Source organism: Ruegeria sp. AU67 (assembly GCF_900312795.1).
GTDB lineage: Bacteria > Pseudomonadota > Alphaproteobacteria > Rhodobacterales > Rhodobacteraceae > Ruegeria > Ruegeria atlantica.
The window spans coordinates 22949-40709 of sequence record NZ_OMPH01000042.1 but is presented as its reverse complement, the minus strand read 5'-3'; the positions used below and the strand labels follow the sequence as shown (position 1 = coordinate 40709).

At 51.7% G+C, this 17761-nt stretch carries 13 protein-coding genes and 1 pseudogene; 8 read left to right on the top strand and 6 right to left on the bottom strand.

Going from position 1 to position 17761, the window contains the following annotated elements; translation table 11 throughout:
• Window positions 1-253: 253 nt before the first annotated feature.
• From DK510_RS22500 to DK510_RS22490, 3 genes and pseudogenes are all read right to left on the bottom strand, one after another.
• The gene (locus DK510_RS22500; protein ID WP_234999214.1) at window positions 254-1267 is read right to left on the bottom strand and encodes a glycosyltransferase family 2 protein; all 1014 of its coding nucleotides are present in this window, start codon (window positions 1265-1267) and stop codon (window positions 254-256) included.
• Window positions 1264-2640 (bottom strand): O-antigen ligase, encoded by a 1377-nt coding sequence (locus DK510_RS22495; protein WP_109314023.1) that lies wholly within the window; start codon window positions 2638-2640, stop codon window positions 1264-1266. The genes DK510_RS22500 and DK510_RS22495 overlap by 4 nt, the downstream gene beginning before the upstream one ends.
• A gap of 327 nt (window positions 2641-2967) precedes the next feature.
• A pseudogene (locus tag DK510_RS22490) lies at window positions 2968-3393 on the bottom strand (IS5 family transposase); the annotation flags it as partial.
• A gap of 449 nt (window positions 3394-3842) precedes the next feature.
• Here DK510_RS22490 and DK510_RS22485 point away from each other — a divergent pair.
• Window positions 3843-5087, top strand: a complete 1245-nt coding sequence (locus DK510_RS22485) for a Coenzyme F420 hydrogenase/dehydrogenase, beta subunit C-terminal domain (protein ID WP_109314022.1) — start codon at window positions 3843-3845, stop codon at window positions 5085-5087.
• Between the two features lie 216 nt (window positions 5088-5303).
• On the opposite strand, the gene DK510_RS22480 is transcribed toward DK510_RS22485, so the two are convergent.
• Both DK510_RS22480 and DK510_RS22475 read right to left on the bottom strand, forming a co-directional pair.
• Window positions 5304-6356 carry a ParB N-terminal domain-containing protein gene (locus DK510_RS22480; protein ID WP_109314021.1) on the bottom strand — a complete coding sequence of 351 codons (1053 nt, stop codon included), beginning with the start codon at window positions 6354-6356 and terminating at the stop codon, window positions 5304-5306.
• Between the two features lie 45 nt (window positions 6357-6401).
• Complete coding sequence (locus DK510_RS22475) at window positions 6402-7790, bottom strand: AAA family ATPase (RefSeq protein WP_200833276.1); 1389 nt, start codon at window positions 7788-7790, stop codon at window positions 6402-6404.
• A gap of 419 nt (window positions 7791-8209) precedes the next feature.
• Here DK510_RS22475 and DK510_RS22470 point away from each other — a divergent pair, with 419 nt between their 5' ends.
• A complete protein-coding gene (locus DK510_RS22470; RefSeq protein WP_109314019.1) occupies window positions 8210-9229 on the top strand; it encodes a replication initiator protein A in 1020 nt (339 codons plus the stop codon).
• 327 nt (window positions 9230-9556) lie between these two features.
• Here DK510_RS22470 and DK510_RS22465 read toward each other — a convergent pair whose 3' ends face one another.
• Window positions 9557-10612 carry a tyrosine-type recombinase/integrase gene (locus DK510_RS22465; RefSeq protein WP_109314041.1) on the bottom strand — a complete coding sequence of 352 codons (1056 nt, stop codon included), beginning with the start codon at window positions 10610-10612 and terminating at the stop codon, window positions 9557-9559.
• A gap of 646 nt (window positions 10613-11258) precedes the next feature.
• Here DK510_RS22465 and DK510_RS22460 point away from each other — a divergent pair.
• The 6 genes from DK510_RS22460 (at window position 11259) to DK510_RS22435 (ending at window position 17744) form a co-directional block, all read left to right on the top strand.
• Window positions 11259-12377: a glycosyltransferase family 4 protein gene (locus DK510_RS22460; RefSeq protein WP_160116596.1), complete on the top strand. Its 1119-nt coding sequence runs from the start codon at window positions 11259-11261 to the stop codon at window positions 12375-12377.
• Between the two features lie 29 nt (window positions 12378-12406).
• Window positions 12407-13876 (top strand): lipopolysaccharide biosynthesis protein, encoded by a 1470-nt coding sequence (locus tag DK510_RS22455; protein ID WP_160116595.1) that lies wholly within the window; start codon window positions 12407-12409, stop codon window positions 13874-13876.
• A gap of 44 nt (window positions 13877-13920) precedes the next feature.
• Entirely contained in the window at window positions 13921-14883 is a 963-nt protein-coding gene (locus DK510_RS22450; RefSeq protein WP_160116594.1) for a phosphoribosyltransferase, read from the top strand.
• 19 nt (window positions 14884-14902) lie between these two features.
• Entirely contained in the window at window positions 14903-15517 is a 615-nt protein-coding gene (locus DK510_RS22445) for a serine O-acetyltransferase (protein WP_109314015.1), read from the top strand.
• 62 nt (window positions 15518-15579) lie between these two features.
• On the top strand, window positions 15580-17505 hold the full coding sequence (locus tag DK510_RS22440; protein WP_160116593.1) for an HAD family hydrolase: 1926 nt from the start codon (window positions 15580-15582) through the stop codon (window positions 17503-17505).
• Window positions 17505-17744: an acyl carrier protein gene (locus tag DK510_RS22435; RefSeq protein ID WP_109314013.1), complete on the top strand. Its 240-nt coding sequence runs from the start codon at window positions 17505-17507 to the stop codon at window positions 17742-17744. The genes DK510_RS22440 and DK510_RS22435 overlap by 1 nt, the downstream gene beginning before the upstream one ends.
• Window positions 17745-17761 lie beyond the last annotated feature (17 nt).

Here is a 17761-nt window from a genome sequence, read left to right as displayed (position 1 = left end):
ACGGCGGAAATCCGCCATTCCCGGGTAAGAAATACTAGTTTAGAGAAGGTTGGGGTTGTTGACGCAGACAAATCGATTCGATTATGCGCCTAACTCTGCCCGAATAGACAATTCAATGGCAAATTGCCTTACTGCGTAGCCTGCAGGCAGTGAATCACTATTTTTTAAAGAAACCAATGATGCCTGCCCCACATTTTATTGGCACCTGCAATCGTTGGGGTGAAAAGAGGCTATTTCCCAGGCTGAGCGCATATCATGGACTTGGTGTTTTCGTGCTTCCGTCATCGTGACCGTCGCTGTAGCCTTGCAGCCAAGTTTTACGGGTTTGCCAAATCTGCAGCCAAGTATCAGCATTGGATCGTGCACTATCACTCTGTTTCAGCCACGCCTGCAAAGAGTAGGCAGTCAGGCGAACCAAGACTAATAGCCGAAAAATCTGACGACATAGCCAAGATCGCAGCGGGCTCCAATGTTTTTCAGCAAATGTGATCTTGGCGCGGATCAGGCGCTCCATCTTTGCCGCTCGGACTGTGTCCGACAATCCGCCATAGTGAATGATTTCGGCCTGCGGAGTAATCATCGGACGGGCACCCAGATCCCGACGAGCACGTCGACACAGATCGGCTTCTTCTCCATACATGAAGAACGCCTTGTCGAACCCACCCAATGTCTCCCAGTCCTGACGTGCTATGAGCAGGAAACACCCAGTTATGATATCTACCTGCCGCACGCTGTCGCGCTTCCAGCCGCCGTAGGCCGCCGGGTTAAAGATCGGGCTATTTGGAGCCATCCGCAATAGGCCTGTAGCCCAACAGAACTGGCTCCAAAGAGACATTTCTCGCCAGCAAGAAGTTGGATTGAGGGACCCGTCACCAAACAATGTTCGCCCCCCCCAGATACGCGCCTGGGGCTGTTGCCGGGCAAATGCCATCAGCCGGTCAATGGAACTATTTTGTAAGAGCGTATCGGGGTTAAGCAGCAAAAGGTAATTACCACTCGCTTCTTTTACCGCTAGGTTGTTAGCTGCTGCAAAGCCCAGATTGTCCTGAAGAGTCATCAATCGAATTTGCGGAAATTCGGCCCTGATCGCTTCGGCGGAACCATCCGAAGAAGCGTTGTCAACAACAATCAACTCAAATTCGGTTTCTCGAGTTTCGGTAAAAACAGAGCGCAAACAATCAAGAGTAACGTCACGGGTGTTGTAGCTGACGACAATGATCGAAAGTATAGGATGGTCATGCATAGGAAAAACAGTTATCAGATTCAATCTTGCTTGTGCCCATAACGCGTATATCGCGGGGTACTGCCAGCACGCTTGTATTTGAGCACCCCACTCGTAGTCTTATTCTCCTCCGGATGGGTCGCATCTTTTTCTTCCTGTTTGTTATCATCAAGCAACCAGGCCCCGGCACCAAGTAGAAAGATGAAAAAGACGTAGATGACCTTCCAATAGTGAACTGTCCAGCCTCCCAGGTAAAAACCAACCATACAGGCAAGATAGCCCATCCTATAATTGGAAGAACGGTCACTCAGGCCGGATTTGAATATGATTGGAATAAACAGCGCAAAAAAGGCCAACTGCAACAATAGGGCAGCGGGCAAGCCATTAAACACCGCAGGCTGCAGCCAATACATGTCCATACTGCCGCTCTTCCACTCAGGGCGATACCACGTACCGAGACCAACCCCAAAAAGTGGGTTTTGTTGGACGTTTATGACGCCAAACCGCCAGATCAATATACGGGCATAGGCTGTGTATGAGTTAAAGGCAAAAAAAGAAATAAAAATTTCTGGCGTTGATCGATTAGCGGCTATTTCAATCGCAACAACAAGTGAAAGTATGCCACTACTGAGGATGATCCAACGCTGTTTGATCCTGTGCAAAACGCAGTCCCAAGAAATCAACCCGAGCTGTGCAATTATTGCTGTCAGCGGGCCGGAAGACAGGGAGAGAAAAGCGGTTCCCGTGATCAAGGCTGTCCTGAACCAACGTTTCCACAAGGGAACCCCATATCCTAAGACGTAGTAAGTCAGAGCAACCATCCCGCCGCAGAAGATTCCGAAATGAATTGGATGCTGAAAGACCCCCTGCACCCGATCCAACCCCCATCGTGGGTCTTTCGGAACGTCATAGCCGGAAAACGTCACTCTGTTTGCAAACTCCAGCAAGATGTTCTGCTTGGTCATCGCTTCATAGAGTGCAAAGGGCAGCATCAACATTACAACCCAGAACAACATCCGAACTACTGCAAAAAAATCATCCGCGCTACGTATATAACAGCGCGCCACGAGATAGGGTCCCATAGTCTCAATGAAAAAAATTCCGGATGGTTCCAAAGCGAGGCCCGGACCATGCAAAACGGAGTAACCGAGCGCCACCCAAAAGCACATCCCGAGTAACGCCACATCGGCAACACGAATGCGCCCGGCTCGACCTTGCAACCACATAATCAGCCCTGGCACAATCCAAAGAGTGAGTACGAAACGAGACATACTCATTTGAATTACACCAATCTGAAAAAAGAAGGGAACAACCAATGAGAGAATGAGCAGACGCAGCACGAAAGGCATCCGATACGCGGCGACTTCTTTGTCCGCGTTTGTCGCTGTGGGGACAGAATTTCTTGTAGTTTCCGCCATCAAGAGAACCTCAATTGACGCATGGATAGCTTATCAATCGGACGAACGCATATTTTTATCGAACCTGCATGCGTCTTTTTGAGTGACGTTTGCAAAAAAGTCGAGAGATTACTCGAGTTTTCCTGAACAAGGAGCTTATCACGCTTGATTAAGGAAGCCGCCAATCTGTCTGCGGTTTTAGTAACATCATAGTGTTTTTCAGATGGGACTATTCATTGGATGAATACAAATCAGCTAAACTGAGATTGACACACACGACTAAAATGTAATGATTTCGTGTCCTATCTTTAATGGTTCCGGAACTGTGCGTACTAGGGTCTGGACACATAGCCAATAGATGACGGGTTGCAGTTAAGGCGATGTCTGAGAAGTAGACCTTGAAACATCTGTCATATCGCGTTGCAACACGCCGCCAAGTCTTGAGCCTTCCGAACATAATCTCAACCCGGTTGCGGCGCTTATATCGCCGCTTTTCGTATTTGACCGTTGTATTGTGCCGCTTACGGCCTAGGATACAGGCACGTATCCCTTTGTCTTTCAACGCTTCTCTGAGCCAGCCGGCGTTATAACCGTGATCCCCGAGCAACCAGTCCAATTTTGACGAACTACCTAGATGGGTACGTGCTCTGACATAGTCGCCGACCTACCCGACAGCCACGAATAGGTTCAAAAGGCGTCCTTGACTGTCGCAGACAGCGTGCAGCTTGTGTTCATACCGCCCTTGGTGCGGCCATTCAGACGTCCGCCCCCTTTTGACGCCCATATTGGTCACCGCTCGTTTTTGAGCCGTGAAACACGCGGTGCTGCGGAGATCAATGGATCCTGAACCAACAAAGCTATCACCTCCTACGTTACCCAAAATTTCGCGCGGGCCCATTGCAGTCGGGGCTCTGGGTGTCATTAGAATCGTTAGTATGAAGTATTCATATGGCCGTTCCCAGTGCACTGTATAAAGAGACATCATATCCGAGGGGGTTGAAGAGGAATTGCTGCCCTCTGTTCGGGAATCGAACTAAAGCAAGGTTCTAAGAACGCACGGACCATCCACTTTGGGAATCCAAAGTCGGTCTGCGCCAAGGCTCCACCCTAGCGCGGCCTGTAGTTCTCACTTCTTCCGATCTATGACAAACAAAGGCTTGATTGGTTGGAAAAACCCATCCTAAATACTGAGAACTTTTATGTCGTTCGGTGAATGAAATATCATGAACTCCAAAGTCGAAGTTCGGAGTATCCCAGACCCTCGGCTCTGTCTGGGCTGTGGCGTGTGTTCGTATATCGGTGCCGAGGGCGACGTCACCATGATAGATATAGACCATGTCGGCACACGCCCAAAATTTTCTGAAACCATAAGCAGTCAGAAAACCAGAGAGATGCTTGCCGTCTGTCCGACCGTATTTACTGATTTTGGTGAATTGAAACGCCGTAATGACTACAAACCTGTCGTTAACAAAACAACCGAAAACAACTGGGGTGCAATCAGCGGCATCTGGGAAGGATATGCCACCGATGAGGAAATTCGCTTCAAAGGCAGCTCCGGCGGCGCTTTGACAGCGATTGCACAGTATTGCCTTGAACAGCGCGACTTTCATGGAGTGTTGCACACCGGTGAAAATCCTGAAGACCCGATCCGCAACAAAACCAGAATGTCCTTTGACCGCAAAGAGCTTTTGGCCGTGGTAGGCTCTCGCTACTCTCCGGCGTCTGTGTGCGATGGATTGGGACAGGTCGAAGCCGCACCCAACCCATGCGTAGTTATTGGCAAGCCGGTTGAAGTGGCCGCGACCCGAAACGCTATGAAAGTCCGACCAGCCTTGGCTGAGAAAGTTGGAGTTACGCTATCCTTCTTCTGCGCAGAAACCCCGCCGACGCAAGCAACGCGTAGCCTTATGGAGCGCTTTGGCGTCGCAGAATCCAATTTGAAAAGCCTGCGTTACCGCGGCTATGGCTGGCCCGGCTACTTCACTACCCGTAACGGGGATCAGCCAGTCAGAGAACGTCTGATCTACTATGAGGCCTGGGCTTATCTACAGAAATTTCGCCCCTGGGCTACTCATTTGTGGCCCGACGGGTCAGGGGAACTCGCTGATATCTCCTGTGGTGACCCTTGGTATGAACAACCAGATGGCAAAAACCCGGGGTTCTCCCTAATCGTCGCACGCACCAAACTGGGTAAAGACATCGTCGAGGGTGCCATCACCGCAGGCTACCTCACTGCATCGGTTGCCGAACCGTGGAAAATTGGCAAATCTCAAGAAGGCCTGCTCCGTAAGAAAGGCTCCGTATGGGGTCGACGGCTCGCGCATCGCATTCTTGGGATGCCGAACACTCAGTTCAAGGAGCTCGACTTGTTTAGCCCTTGGCGGGCCTTACCGTTGAAGGTGAAACTTCAGTCAACGATCGGAACGCTACGGAGAATCTTGCAACGCGGCATGTGGCGGGCCCCCTAAAATAGTCTCAGCCTTGTTAAGGTTGGGTAAAAGCACGACATCGAAGTGCGCTTGGGCAGCTGGTCTTTTGATCTGTGAAGCTACAATCCCCGCTGGCTAAAGCTTGGCAGATGTTTTCTTCTTAGTAGCACTCGATCATACCCAGCAACTTTATTTGGACTGCTGCAGGTATCTCAAACACTCAAATGTTTCGCGCGCGAAACATTTGAGTGATCATCACATAGTCCGCAACCAATCTTGCAATGCGTCAGCCAACTGCTCCGAAACCGCATCGCCAACCAATTCTATACTCCCTTTATCGGGAGTGAAGCGCATCTCGATTTCCGATGTCACGTGGGTGACGACCCGTTCGCGAGCCGGTATTGCCAAAACAGGTCGACAAGTGATGGCGTGTTGTTTAGCACCGGCCGAAGTTTTGGGAGACGCCGGTCGTTCAGCCAATGCTGATGACAGAACTTGTAGTTCGGCCTCGGCATTATCTGGGGGGCTGTTCTGAAGTTCTAATTTTAGTGCATCGGCAAATCCCGGATCACGAGTCATTTCGCGAACTAGTGCTAAGCCAAGCTTTTCACTGATTGCCGACGGGAAACGGAGAAATGTATCAAAGGCTTCGACCAAAACGATGAATGTACCAATCTTTGATCGCTTTGACCGTGTTGCATTGCCGAACAACCCCTGCAATGCGGCTTTCTGTGTTGGGTAAACCCCTTCCCGCATCGCACGCACGGCGATGCGGGCGCGCTCATAGTGACTTAGGTTCACTCTGATCTCATTTTCCTCGACCATCGCCACATAGGCATCCTGAGCGGTATCCGGAGTTATCACCATCGCCTTCACATGTGCGAATTTGGAATCCGAGGTTTCCTGATAAAGTCTGCGAAGCGCTGTCAGACGCCGCCACCCCGAGATCAAGCCATGGGTACGAGGTCCTGTTGTATCCGGCAATGCCACAACCTCAATGGGCATCTGCTGACCTCTCGCACGCAAGCTGTCCAGCAACGCAGCCATTTCTTCTTCGTTTTGTTCCAGACGGTCACGCACCAAGTGACGTTCATCAATCGCCGCCAAGGGCAATAACTCAATCATACGCCCTTCCTTTCGGGCGCTTTGTAGAACCTGGGTAACTTCCTCTAGCGCAGCTACGGTCGATGCTTCACCGGCCACCTGTGCGATAGGTGCCGTACTGGCTCCTAATGGTGCAGGTTTTGCCTCGGGCACCGCGCCCAGATAGCTCGGCTGGGCCGGGGTCAATCGCTTACGTTTTGCCATCTCTGCTTCTCCTCGCATGCCCTATATTGTTTTGTCCCGGGATCGTTATTCTGCCGCCTGTTTTGCTGCCAGTTCATCCCGCCGCCACACGCCGATCAACAACCGCTTGAATGCAGCATAGGTTGCGTCGAATGTTTCACGGCCACGTGCATAGGTTTCACGATTAAAATCGCGATAATCGGCTTCATAAATCCCGCTTACCTGCTCGCCAGCTTGTCCGATCAAAGCGGTGAAATCCTGTCGGTGTGGAGAAAGTGTCTTGCCCAGATAAGCTTGCATTAGGGCCGAAAGCTCCCCTTGCTGCGCCCCGTCATATCTTGTGATGACCGCGCGGACTGCATCCCACTCAAAGGCCATTTCAGGTCGCCCTAAAGCGCGGGCGGCAACGTTCTCACCATCTTCAATGCTGGCAAATGTCGAATGTAGCATGTCGAAAAACCGTCCTGTGGAGTCAAACTCTAGGAAAGATGCCCCAAGCGGCACCAACAGAATATCGGCTGCCGACAGGCCGTTTATAGTCAGATAGCCTAGGGCAGGCGGGGTATCTATGAAAACAAGGTCATAGTTCTCCAGCACGCCATCTGCGGCTAACCGGTCGCTAAGAGCATCCCAAAGTTTCCATCCTCTCGCCTGCATGCGCCAGACCGGGATTTGGAATTCGGCCCAGTACAGGTTCAGCTGTGCTCCGATCAGATCGATATTGGGCCAATGCGTTTTTTGGATGACATCTTCCGCGGTCATTTCTAACGCTGCGCTCAATGTGTCGTCGAGCGGCTGCGGTGGGTCACCGCGATCCAAACGCCTTTGATTTTCTATGCGTAGATATTCACCGTAGTGACGTGCCAACAGAGGGAAGGCCGTTTGCCATTCATCTTCGACACGACCACTAAAGATCGAAGTCATTGAGCCCTGACTGTCGAGATCGACTACAAGTACCTTGTATCCATCAAGCGCAGCAGACATCGCCAGATGCGCGGCAGTGGATGTCTTACCTACGCCGCCTTTGAAGTTGGCCACGGCAACCAATTTGGCAGGTTGACCCTCAGGTCGATAAGGCAGGTAGTTCTTTGACTTTGAGCCCTGCACACCGAAGAAGGCACGCAGCCGCAACACCTCATCCAGACTGAACCACTTGGCACCACCTTCGGTTTCGGATTGCCCTTGGGGCAGGTCAGGGTTTTGCTTTAGGACGCGACGAAAATGTGCTTGGGCAACAGGAATCAAATAGCGAGTGATTTCCCAAGTGGAAAACAGGCGTAAAGATTTTTGACCTTCACTGTTCAAACCTCGACTCGCAAGATCGGCCCGACCCTGAGCGCAAGCCTGAGCAATGGCTTCAAAGTCCTCTGATCCTGTGGGTAAGTCTAAATCTGCCAGCGCGGAATCCGGATCAATATTGAAATAGGGGGGAAGGGAAGTTCCGTCCTTAGCCATGGTGATTGCCGCCCAATGTATTGCCTTTTTGCTATGATACCCAAAAACACGGCACATGGAAGGTAAATGCGCATAAATAGATTTTTTCTCAGTAAAATAAGGGAGTAGTGGTGCGAATATAACGCATCGTAGAACGTTGTGAGCTTTCTTTTAGAGTTATTTATGTGTTATTTGCTGTTACAGTTTCCTCTTTTTCAAAAATTATCATTTAAAATCAAATTACTGATTGGTTTTTTTTCTTATATACTGACTCTGAAACCCCGATATAATGACTCTGAAACCCCGATCTGGTGACTCTGAACCCCCGTTGTGCGGCTATGTGGATAACTCTAGTGTAGGCGTCACTAAAACCACGAAAAAACGAGTCGGGTGGCGGCTCGACACGAAGGCTCCGAAAGAGAGCTACAGGAAAGAGGGCTATGGGCAGGGCAGTCACAGATACGGTAGGAGGACTTCTTCCAGACCGCAGGCAGCAGGGCGATTTCTTCGTCTGCGATGTTTTCGATGCGATCCCCAAGGATGATCTCGCCAGTATGGAACACCCGCTGTTCTCGCTAGCGACCCGTCCGGATCGCCGCATTCTGGAATACCAGCACAACAGCGTGCAAATCACGGTGACGCCATCGGTCAAAGGGCTGGCGACAATCCATGACAAGGACATCCTGATTTTTTGCATCAGTCAGCTTATGGCGGCGATCAACGGGGGGCGTACGGTCAGTCGAACGCTGCAGCTGAAGGCGCATGATTTGCTGGTGGCAACCAACCGAGAGACCAGCGGTGATGCTTACCGGCGGCTGCGCGAGGCTTTCGAACGGTTGGCGGGTACCCGTATCACCACCAACATCGTTACAGGAGAGGAAGAGACCACCACCGGTTTCGGTTTGATCGAAAGCTGGGAGATTGTGCGTAAAACCCGCGGAGGCCGGATGGCCAGTGTGACGGTGACCCTGTCCGACTGGTTATATCGGGCGGTGCTGTCGAAATCGGTGCTTACGTTGTCGCGCGATTACTTTCGTTTGCGTAAACCGCTGGAACGGAGGATCTACGAGTTGGCGCGCAAACATTGCGGGCGCCAGTCTGGCTGGGCGATTTCGGTGGACACGCTTTTGAAGAAGTCAGGCAGTGCCTCGCCGCGTCGTGTTTTTCGCAAGATGCTCCGTGATATGATCGAGGCGAACCACTTGCCCGATTACGAAATGCGCGAGGATCCGGGTGACCTGATACGGTTTGCCCCGCGCGCAGGGCTGATCGAATCAGATACACCTCCGCCGTTACTGGATGCAGAGACCCTGGAGGAGGCGCGCCGTCTCATGCCCGGTGTTGATGTCTACGGGCTCGAAGCGGAATGGCGCGGGGTTTGGATCCGCTCAGGCGCGCCGCGGTTAAAGAAGCCGGATGCTGCGTTTCTGGGTTGGGTACGCAAGCGGGCAGTGGGGTGACTGTTCGCTATTCGGTCACGACTTTTCCGACAGTTTCAGAATGTCTGGCAAATGTCTGTTTGATCCTGCTGTCTGAAACACTTCGGGATCAGACTAAACAAGAGTTTTCAGAATATACGACAGCCCGTGGCACATCGCTGTACTCCCGAGCAAAAATGCTTGACTAGGGAGGCTTGCCCTCGCGGGCTAATTGGCAAACAGCAATTTGTAACACAATCGCCTTATCCTGTCATATCACCAAGTGCGAACTTGAGGTGGCAAAGGAAAACGGTGTTTCTCGAATACATCTGACTGTGAGACGACTCAGCCGGCTCGTAGGCAAAGCAACTACCCCAACAGATCTGTTGCCGGGTTCTCTGCAACGTCCACATCGTCGTAATATTTCTGCGCCTGAGCCATAGAGCGGTGCAGCGACAGGCGCATGGCGGTCTGGATGGGCGCGCCGTCTAGCGCAGCTTGGGTTAGAAAGCCCGAACGCAGCCCGTGCGGCGAGGCGAAGTCCTCCGGCAACCCGGCCAACCGGAGGCGATGTTTGACAATCTGATAAATGCCGTCCGGGGAAAGCCGGCGTTTCAGCACACGATCCGCTTTTGAGACTGGTCTGAACAGCGGCCCGTTCTTAATCTGTCCAACCTCGATCCAATGGACCAGTGCCAGGGCTGCGCGGCCTTTGAGGACCAGCGGCGGCGTCTTACCTTTGGCTGTCGTCTTGGTCTCCAGTAGTGAGATCCAGACCAAGCTTTTTTCGCCGAATTCCTTCAGCGAGACGTCTTCAAACATCAGCCCGGTGATCTCCGATCGTCGTCTACCACCAGAAGCCCAGCCCAGAATCAGGATGGCGCGATCGCGGCAATCCCGACGCGAACCTCGGCAGGTGGCCAACAGCAGTTCTAGGATGTCACGGGTGATCGGGTGCGCGGATTTCGGGGTAGGGGGTCGCGCGGCCGCGCGGCGGGCCTTGGATCGGGCCTGGTTAACCTGTGGGCTACCGAAGGGGCTCTCAAGGTTCTTCATGCGGTGAAAGGCCAACCAAGACGCAATGCGCCGGTCCAGCGTCGACGGGGCCGGACAGGCGAGAGATTTGCGCAGCCCTTGGGCTATCAGCACCTCTGCCACCTGCCGTGAGTGGTCATCGGACGGGGCGTCGCTGAGATCGCGGGCGTGATCCAGGATGAAAGCCAGTGCGGTGGCTTCGCTTTCGGGCCAGCGCAGGGCCAGATCGAACCGGGCCGTTTTCCAGGCAGTCACATAGAGTAGGTCGCGCTCATAGGCGCGCAAAGTGTTGGCGGGAGTGCCGCGCACGTAGAGGTCAGTGAGGGCCTCCTGATCCTCTACGGAAAGGGCAGGGGAAGCAGCCGGTAGATAGGGTGCATGGGTGCTCATGCGCCCCATTCTGCGCCCCTTTCCCGGTGAAATCAATTACACATGATAAGGGATACTTATCATGTGTAATTGAAGAAGGCCAAACTTGAAAATGTTGTGCGCAAAATAGCTAAAAAACGACCGCAAAACAAAATTGGCGGTGAATAATGGGCTTTCCCGAATCTGCGCCACACACCGGCGTGAGGTTCTGTTGCGAAGTTTTGGCAATTGATACTGCGCCCTTTTTCAACTGACGGATTGCTGGAGCCGTTCAGCTGAGCGTTTGTTCACAGTCTCTTTTTGTGGCGTGTAGTAACCGAGGGGTGTTTTTCTATGTTTGATAGGGCTTAATACACCACGCTGAGTTTGTGGGGTACGGGTTCGTCCGGGGCAATCAAAACAACACTTGAGACAATGTAATTTGTTTGGAATATTGTTTCTGAAAGTTACTCGATTCCGAAATAATTCTTCTACGAACCGGAGCAATAAATTAAAGGCTGAGGATACCCGCCCGATTGCGTTACAGGGGCGGCCAGTTACCCGTGTTAAGATAAAGTACAAAAGGTGGTTTGTTTTGTCCCCCTCTAAGATACGCCTCTCTGTTGTTCTGCCAGAACTTGGGGCCCCGAGCCAAACATGGGTCTATAGACAAATCGATTATATGCCAGTGTTTGACGCACAGGTTGTTCATTGGCGGCAAGGCGTGTTCGCAGAGCAGATGGCTCAGAGATATAATTGTGTGAATGTTGGCGCACATGCCAAGCCAATTATTCGCACGGACTCCGGCCGATGGCTCCAACGGTTTGTCAATTTGGTGGACGGAAACCTGTTTGCTGCAGACCAGAGATCAATAGAACATATCTCGAGCGTGATTTCATCGCACAGGTCCAACGTTATTCTGGCGCATTTCGGTCACACTGGCCTTTATATGCTGCCAGTTGCCAAACAACTCGGAATACCAATTATTTTGCACTTTCACGGCACTGATGTTTCGACAATTCTGACAAAGAACCGCTGGTATCGCCAAAGCATCCGAAACTGTCTGAAAGATTTTCACGCCTGTATTGTCGTTGGTTCACATCAGCGGGAAAGGCTGAGAAGCTTTGGAATGCCTACCCAGCACGTAAGCCTGCTTCCGTGCGGTGTGCCAACAGAGCTATTCACACCGGCAACGACGCGGCAAAGAAAACTGTTTCGCTTTGCGATCGTGGCCCGCTTGGTAAAGCAAAAAGGTGTTGATATATCGATCAAGGCCTTTGCGCGCGCCTTTGACCAAGGCGCAGATGCAGAACTGGTTATTGTCGGAGCTGGCCCCGAGCGGCCGGCCCTTGAAAGCCTTGTCGCGTCACTTTCCTTAGGGGAGAAGGTCCGCTTTCTCGGAGTGATGAGCGAAAGAAATGTTGTGGAAGTGCTGTATGACTGTGACGCTCTACTAAATCACTCCGTAAGTATAAATGGTTCGGTCGAGGGGTTTGGTGTCGCTGTTGCTGAGGCCTCAGCCTGTGGCCTTCCAGTAATCGTGTCTGCCTGCGGCGGACTGATTGATCAGGTCAACGATGGTGAAACCGGGATTATTGTGCCCATCGGTGATGTTGATACGATGGCAGTCGCAATGCGGGAACTGGCCTTGGATCGGGAGTTGGCGCGCAAATATGGCCAGGCTGGGCGACGCCGCATGAGAGAGCAGTTCGACAGCCGCCATTTGAGTAGTAAGCTTCATAGCTTGCTGCTCGAAGCCATCAGCGCGCTTGATCAGAAGGCAGCACTAAAAAGGCCTGTTGATTGAGACGTTTAAGCACAGTCCAAGACCTGTTTGTGGATGACGAGACTAAGAATCTATCGCAGCGCACGCTGCGTGGTGGTGCGATCACGCTTTCGGCTCAGCTGGTAAAGCTTCTGATTAATCTAGGTGTTTTGGCAGTTCTGGCGCGGGTGTTGACGCCTGGGGACTTCGGCTTGGTCGCAATGGCAACGGTTTTTCTTGGTTTCTCTGCTCATATCAAAGATTTTGGCCTATCCACGGCAACACTGCAAAGTCAAACAATTACACATCAACAAGTCAGTGCATTGTTCTGTCTCAACGTCATGCTCAGTGCCATTCTCGCATGTGTGTTTGCCTTGCTCGCACCAGTATTGGCAGCGTTCTACGAAACACCTGCACTGGAAAGGATCGTACCAACGCTGTCCCTTGGCATTCTTGCATCCGGATTGGGAGCACAACATATCGCTTTGTTGCGGCGGCGCATGGATTTCTTGGTTGTAAGCATCGCCGAGGTTGGCGGGCTTCTGACAGGTGGCATTATTGGAATAGCACTCGCCTTAAACGGTATGGGGGTATGGGCTCTGGTGACGATGCAAGTGACGCAACCTTTTGTCGTTGCTACAATTGCATTCTTGTTTTGTCCTTGGCTACCTGGTTGGCCCAAAATGGATGCCGGTAGCTTCAAAATGCTGCGCTTTGGTGGCAATCTTACTTTGTTTAATCTGGTGAACTACGTAACGAGAAATGCCGATGACGCGCTTGTGGGACGGTATGTAGGAGACAACGCACTCGGGGCTTACTCTCGCGCTTACGGGCTCTTGATGCTACCCTTGCGGCAACTCTCGCGCCCCATAGCAGCTGTTACGATACCCGCTCTAAGCCGACTGCAAGATGACGCAACATCATTTCGAAGCTATTTCTTGAAGTCGGTAGAGGTAATTGCACTGGCTACCATGCCTACCGTTGTTGTGATGTTAATTTTGGCGGACGAGATCATTTTGCTGGTAATGGGTCCGCAATGGAGCACTGTAGCGCTTTTGTTCAAATTATTCGCACTCCTTGCCTTCTTCCAGAGTATCCCGATTGCCAGCTCATGGACTATGATAGCTCTGGGCCGAGCTGATCGAATGCTGAAATGGGGTGTTCTGCAGATGCTGATAGCCGTTCCTGTATTTGCATTGGGCCTTGTCTGGGGCACAGCAGGCGTGGCAGCTGCTGCTTCGGTGATGGGACTGATAATGATGGGGCCGGCACTTGCCTATGCCCTGCACGGCAGCCCCGTCACCTTTGCAGATGTGTTGAACGCGATCCGCGTTCCATTGTTGTTTTCCATCTCGCTGATGGCAGTGTTGTGGGTGTTCGAGTACCTTCTGCAAGATTTGTTTTTTGTCTACCGGATCGTTGCTGTGTCCGGGATCGCATTGATGCAATTCGCGATCACCTGCATAATCGTCCCGCGTTTGAGACAGGATTTAGTTCAATTTCTTGCTATCATGGCCCGGAAACCGGAAACTAAAGGGTAATTAAGTTAAAGGGTAATTACATGTATTTCAGGACAAACGAAGATATGAACCGTGCCATTTTGCATGGCCTGCGTGAAGTTCCTGAAGATATTGACCTCATTGTAGGAATTCCCCGCAGCGGTTTACTGGCCGCCATGCTGTTCTCATTGTACCTTAATAAACCGGTTACCGACCTTCAGGGGCTACTGGGGGGGAGAATGCTGAGCACCGGCAAACGACCGCTGCGGGGGAATGGCACCGACCCGATAGGGTCAGCACGTCGCATTCTTGTTGTGGATGATTGTATCTCGCAAGGGTCTGAAATGGACAAAGCCCGAAGCAAGATCGAGCAAGCTGGGCTAGCTGACCGGGTTCTGTTTCTGTCGGTCTATAGCTTCCCGGAGAACCCGCATAAGGCGGATATCGTACTGGAAGTTGTGCCGCGTCCGATGATCTTTCAATGGTCATGCATGCATTCGCCTGGTGTCACCTCGTTTTGTGTCGACATTGATGGCATCCTCTGCGCGGACCCGACTGAAGGACAAGACGATGACGGGCAGCGCTATCGCGACTTTTTGCACAATGCCAAGCCGCTGTTTTTGCCGGTGCATGAAATCGGTTGGCTGGTCACTTGCAGGCTGGAGAAATACCGTAAGGAAACCGAAGATTGGTTAGAGCGACATGGAGTCCGCTACCAGAAGCTGGTGATGATGGATTATCCAACTCTTGAAGCTCGTGAAAAAGATCGCCGCCATGCGGCGTTCAAAGCCGAAACTTATCTTCAGAGTGGCAAACAGTTGTTTGTTGAAAGTAACTCTGGCTTGGGAAATCATATTGCAGAAATATCCGGGAAACCAGTGCTGAGCTTCACTACCAACGCATTGTCACACCCGAATGCGTCACAGAGGATTGATATCTTACAACAAAAATCACGATATCATATTCGTCGCATTCGACGTGCACCAGGTAAATTAATCAAAATCACGTCGAGCGTGATCAGTGGCATTTTACCTTCGACGAAGCAATAAAATATCCAATGAGTGCGACATGACAAACCAGCTAAAGCACATCGGCCCTGAAACTGCTGCAGCCACCCAAATTTGTGACCTCAGGGAACTGTACGATTACATTCGGGAGGATAAAAAGGTCAACGACAATTCCATCTTTCGCCCAGGTTTTCAGGCGATGGCTGTTTATCGTTTTGGTGTTTGGCGTCAGGGTATTTCTCCGCGATGGTTCAGGATACTACTTAGCTTTATGTATAGGATAATGTATGTATTTGTGCGCAATGTATACGGAATCGAATTGCCGAGCACTGCCATAATCGGGCGGCGCCTGAGGGTTGCGCACCAGAACTCGATCGTCGTCCATCCCGAAGCGGTGATTGGTGATGATTGCATGATCCGGCAAGGCGTTAGTATCGGCATTTCTCGCGTTGCCCGCTCAGGCGACAACCAGCGTGTTGCGCCAATGTTGGGAAATCGCGTGGAAGTCGGGGCCAATGCAACGATTATTGGCCCCGTGAGTATCGGTAGCGATGTCGCCATTGGGCCGAACACAGTGGTGATTGCGGATATTCCTGACAATTCAATTGTGATGGTTCCATTGCCGCGGGTTATTCCACGACCCACTGGTGTACAGGGGTCGGAGAGGCTGGGCTGAAGAGCTTTTGGTGCAATATGAGTAGCAGTATTATTAGTTTTGTAAATTGCGGAGATGAAGCAATGACGGCCAGTGACGCCGCCGCCGCGCTTGAATTTTATCAGAAGGCCGCTGCAGAATCTGAACAACCCGCTGCCCAGTTGATTGTAAAACTGGCGCGGGCTGCTATGGCTGCTGATGATGCTGCGATGGCCGCTGATTGGTGTACGCGCGTAGTTGATGGGAACGCAGGGTATTCCGAATGGGCCAGCGCAGCGGCCATCATGCAGAAATGCCCAAGCGAGGTGATCCCCGCTAAGCGCCGTGGAATCCGGGTCGCGATAGTTTCAACTTGGACCACCCGGACATTCGGGCCGCTTCTGAAATTAGCGGCCGCGCGCTGCGGTATGCAGATTGAAATCTGGGAAGCCGAGTACGGCCAGTATTTTAATGAAACGATAGAGCCCGGTTCGGGGCTTTTTCAGCAAGAGCCCGACTTTGTCATACTGCTTCCGGATGAGCGTGCGCTCGGCCTAGCCGAAAAAACCAACACCGAATTTCAGCCAATTGATGAAGAATTGGCTCGTTGGACAAACGTGTGGGAGAGCATAAGAGCACACTCTCACGCATCGATCGTTCAAGTTGGCTTTACGTTGAGGTTAGGGAGCCCCTTAGGAAATTTCGCGGCAGGCTTTGGGGGCTCCAGATTGACCCAAGCGGTACACCTGAATTCAGCGCTCGCGAATGCCGCGAATGCCGCAGATGTTGCTTTTGTTGACGCTGACCAGTTAGCCGCGCGGAATGGAAAGGCAGAATGGTTTGACGAACGATCGTGGTATCTGGCAAAAATCCCATATGCACCAACGGCGCTTTGCCAGCTTGCTCATCAAACCGCAGTTGTCATTGGTGCCCGAATGGGGATGTCACGCCGCTGCTTAGTGCTGGATCTGGACAACTTGCTCTGGGGCGGCGTGATTGGTGATGACGGATTGACGGGGATCCAACTGGGTGAAGGCGCCAAGGGTGAAGCTTTTGTAGATTTCCAGCGGGAAATCAAGAATTTGGCCAATTCGGGTATCGTTCTGGCGGTCTGCTCGAAGAACGACATTGATGTTGCGCGTGAACCTTTCGAGCGTCATCCTGAGATGGTTCTGAGCCTAAAGGATATCGCCCTATTTGTTGCCAACTGGCAACCGAAATCCGAAAATATCCGCAAAATTTCCGAAAGTCTGGATCTCGGTCTTGAGAGCCTGACATTCTTCGATGACAACCCTTACGAGCGGGAGGAAGTGCGTCGACACGTACCGCAGGTGGATGTTCCAATCTTCCCTGACGACCCGACGCTTTATCGTTCAGTGTTAGAAGCTTATCCCTATTTCGAACAAGGAAGTTTCACGGATGCAGAGGCGCAGCGCGGCATGCAATATCGCGCCAGAGCGCAGGCAAAGGAACTAAAAGCAAGTTCTGGATCTTTGGAGGATTACCAACGCAGCCTCGAAATGGTTGCTCAGATCGGAGCTGTGGATGACTTGAATATGAGGCGTGTTGTTCAGCTAATTAACAAAACGAACCAGTTCAACGTCACAACCCGGCGGCGCAACAGGGCCGGCGTCGAGAGTTTTGTGGAGAAGCCGTCGAATTGGCATTTCTGGGTAAGGCTGAAGGATCGTTTTACAGATCATGGTCTTGTGGCTCTTGCTCTGGGATCTGTCGTGGACGAGATGTTGGAGATCGACACTTTTCTGATGAGTTGCCGGGTCATCGGCAGGGGGCTTGAAGACGTCATCGCGTATGAGATTGCCCAAATCGCCGCACGGCGTGGCGTGCAACACATTCGAGGCATTTACATTCCGACTGACCGCAATGGTATGGTCGCCGATCTGTATCCTCGACTGGGCTTCACTGCAGCACGAGCTTTGGAAGAAGGATTATTTGATGCCACCCCGTCAAGTTTCACTAGTATTCAACCTATTACTGTCGAATACGCGGACCAAAAAAAGGCAACCTGATGGATATCCACCAAGAACTAACTTTTGTTTTCCGTGATATTCTTGCGAGCCCGACACTTGAGTTGAGCAACGAGACAACTGCCGAAGACATTGATCAGTGGGACTCAGCCATGCATATTGTTCTCATTTTTGCAATTGAGGATCGTTTTGGCTTTAAATTTTCAGGAGGTGAACTGGAAACACTTTACGACATACAGAGTCTAAAATCGGTGATCGAACAGCGTGCCACCCGAACATAAGCACCCTGTTCGTAGCA

Bases quoted from the DNA above. Each gene is read 5' to 3' on its own strand.
- DK510_RS22465 (WP_109314041.1), bottom strand. From the start codon at position 10,612: ATGAGCACCCATGCACCCTATCTACCGGCTGCTTCCCCTGCCCTTTCC.
- DK510_RS22440 (WP_160116593.1), top strand. From the start codon at position 15,580: ATGACGGCCAGTGACGCCGCCGCCGCGCTTGAATTTTATCAGAAGGCC.
- DK510_RS22450 (WP_160116594.1), top strand. From the start codon at position 13,921: ATGAACCGTGCCATTTTGCATGGCCTGCGTGAAGTTCCTGAAGATATT.
- DK510_RS22445 (WP_109314015.1), top strand. From the start codon at position 14,903: ATGACAAACCAGCTAAAGCACATCGGCCCTGAAACTGCTGCAGCCACC.
- DK510_RS22485 (WP_109314022.1), top strand. From the start codon at position 3,843: ATGAACTCCAAAGTCGAAGTTCGGAGTATCCCAGACCCTCGGCTCTGT.
- DK510_RS22470 (WP_109314019.1), top strand. From the start codon at position 8,210: ATGGGCAGGGCAGTCACAGATACGGTAGGAGGACTTCTTCCAGACCGC.
- DK510_RS22480 (WP_109314021.1), bottom strand. From the start codon at position 6,356: ATGGCAAAACGTAAGCGATTGACCCCGGCCCAGCCGAGCTATCTGGGC.
- DK510_RS22435 (WP_109314013.1), top strand. From the start codon at position 17,505: ATGGATATCCACCAAGAACTAACTTTTGTTTTCCGTGATATTCTTGCG.
- DK510_RS22495 (WP_109314023.1), bottom strand. From the start codon at position 2,640: ATGGCGGAAACTACAAGAAATTCTGTCCCCACAGCGACAAACGCGGAC.
- DK510_RS22475 (WP_200833276.1), bottom strand. From the start codon at position 7,790: ATGGCTAAGGACGGAACTTCCCTTCCCCCCTATTTCAATATTGATCCG.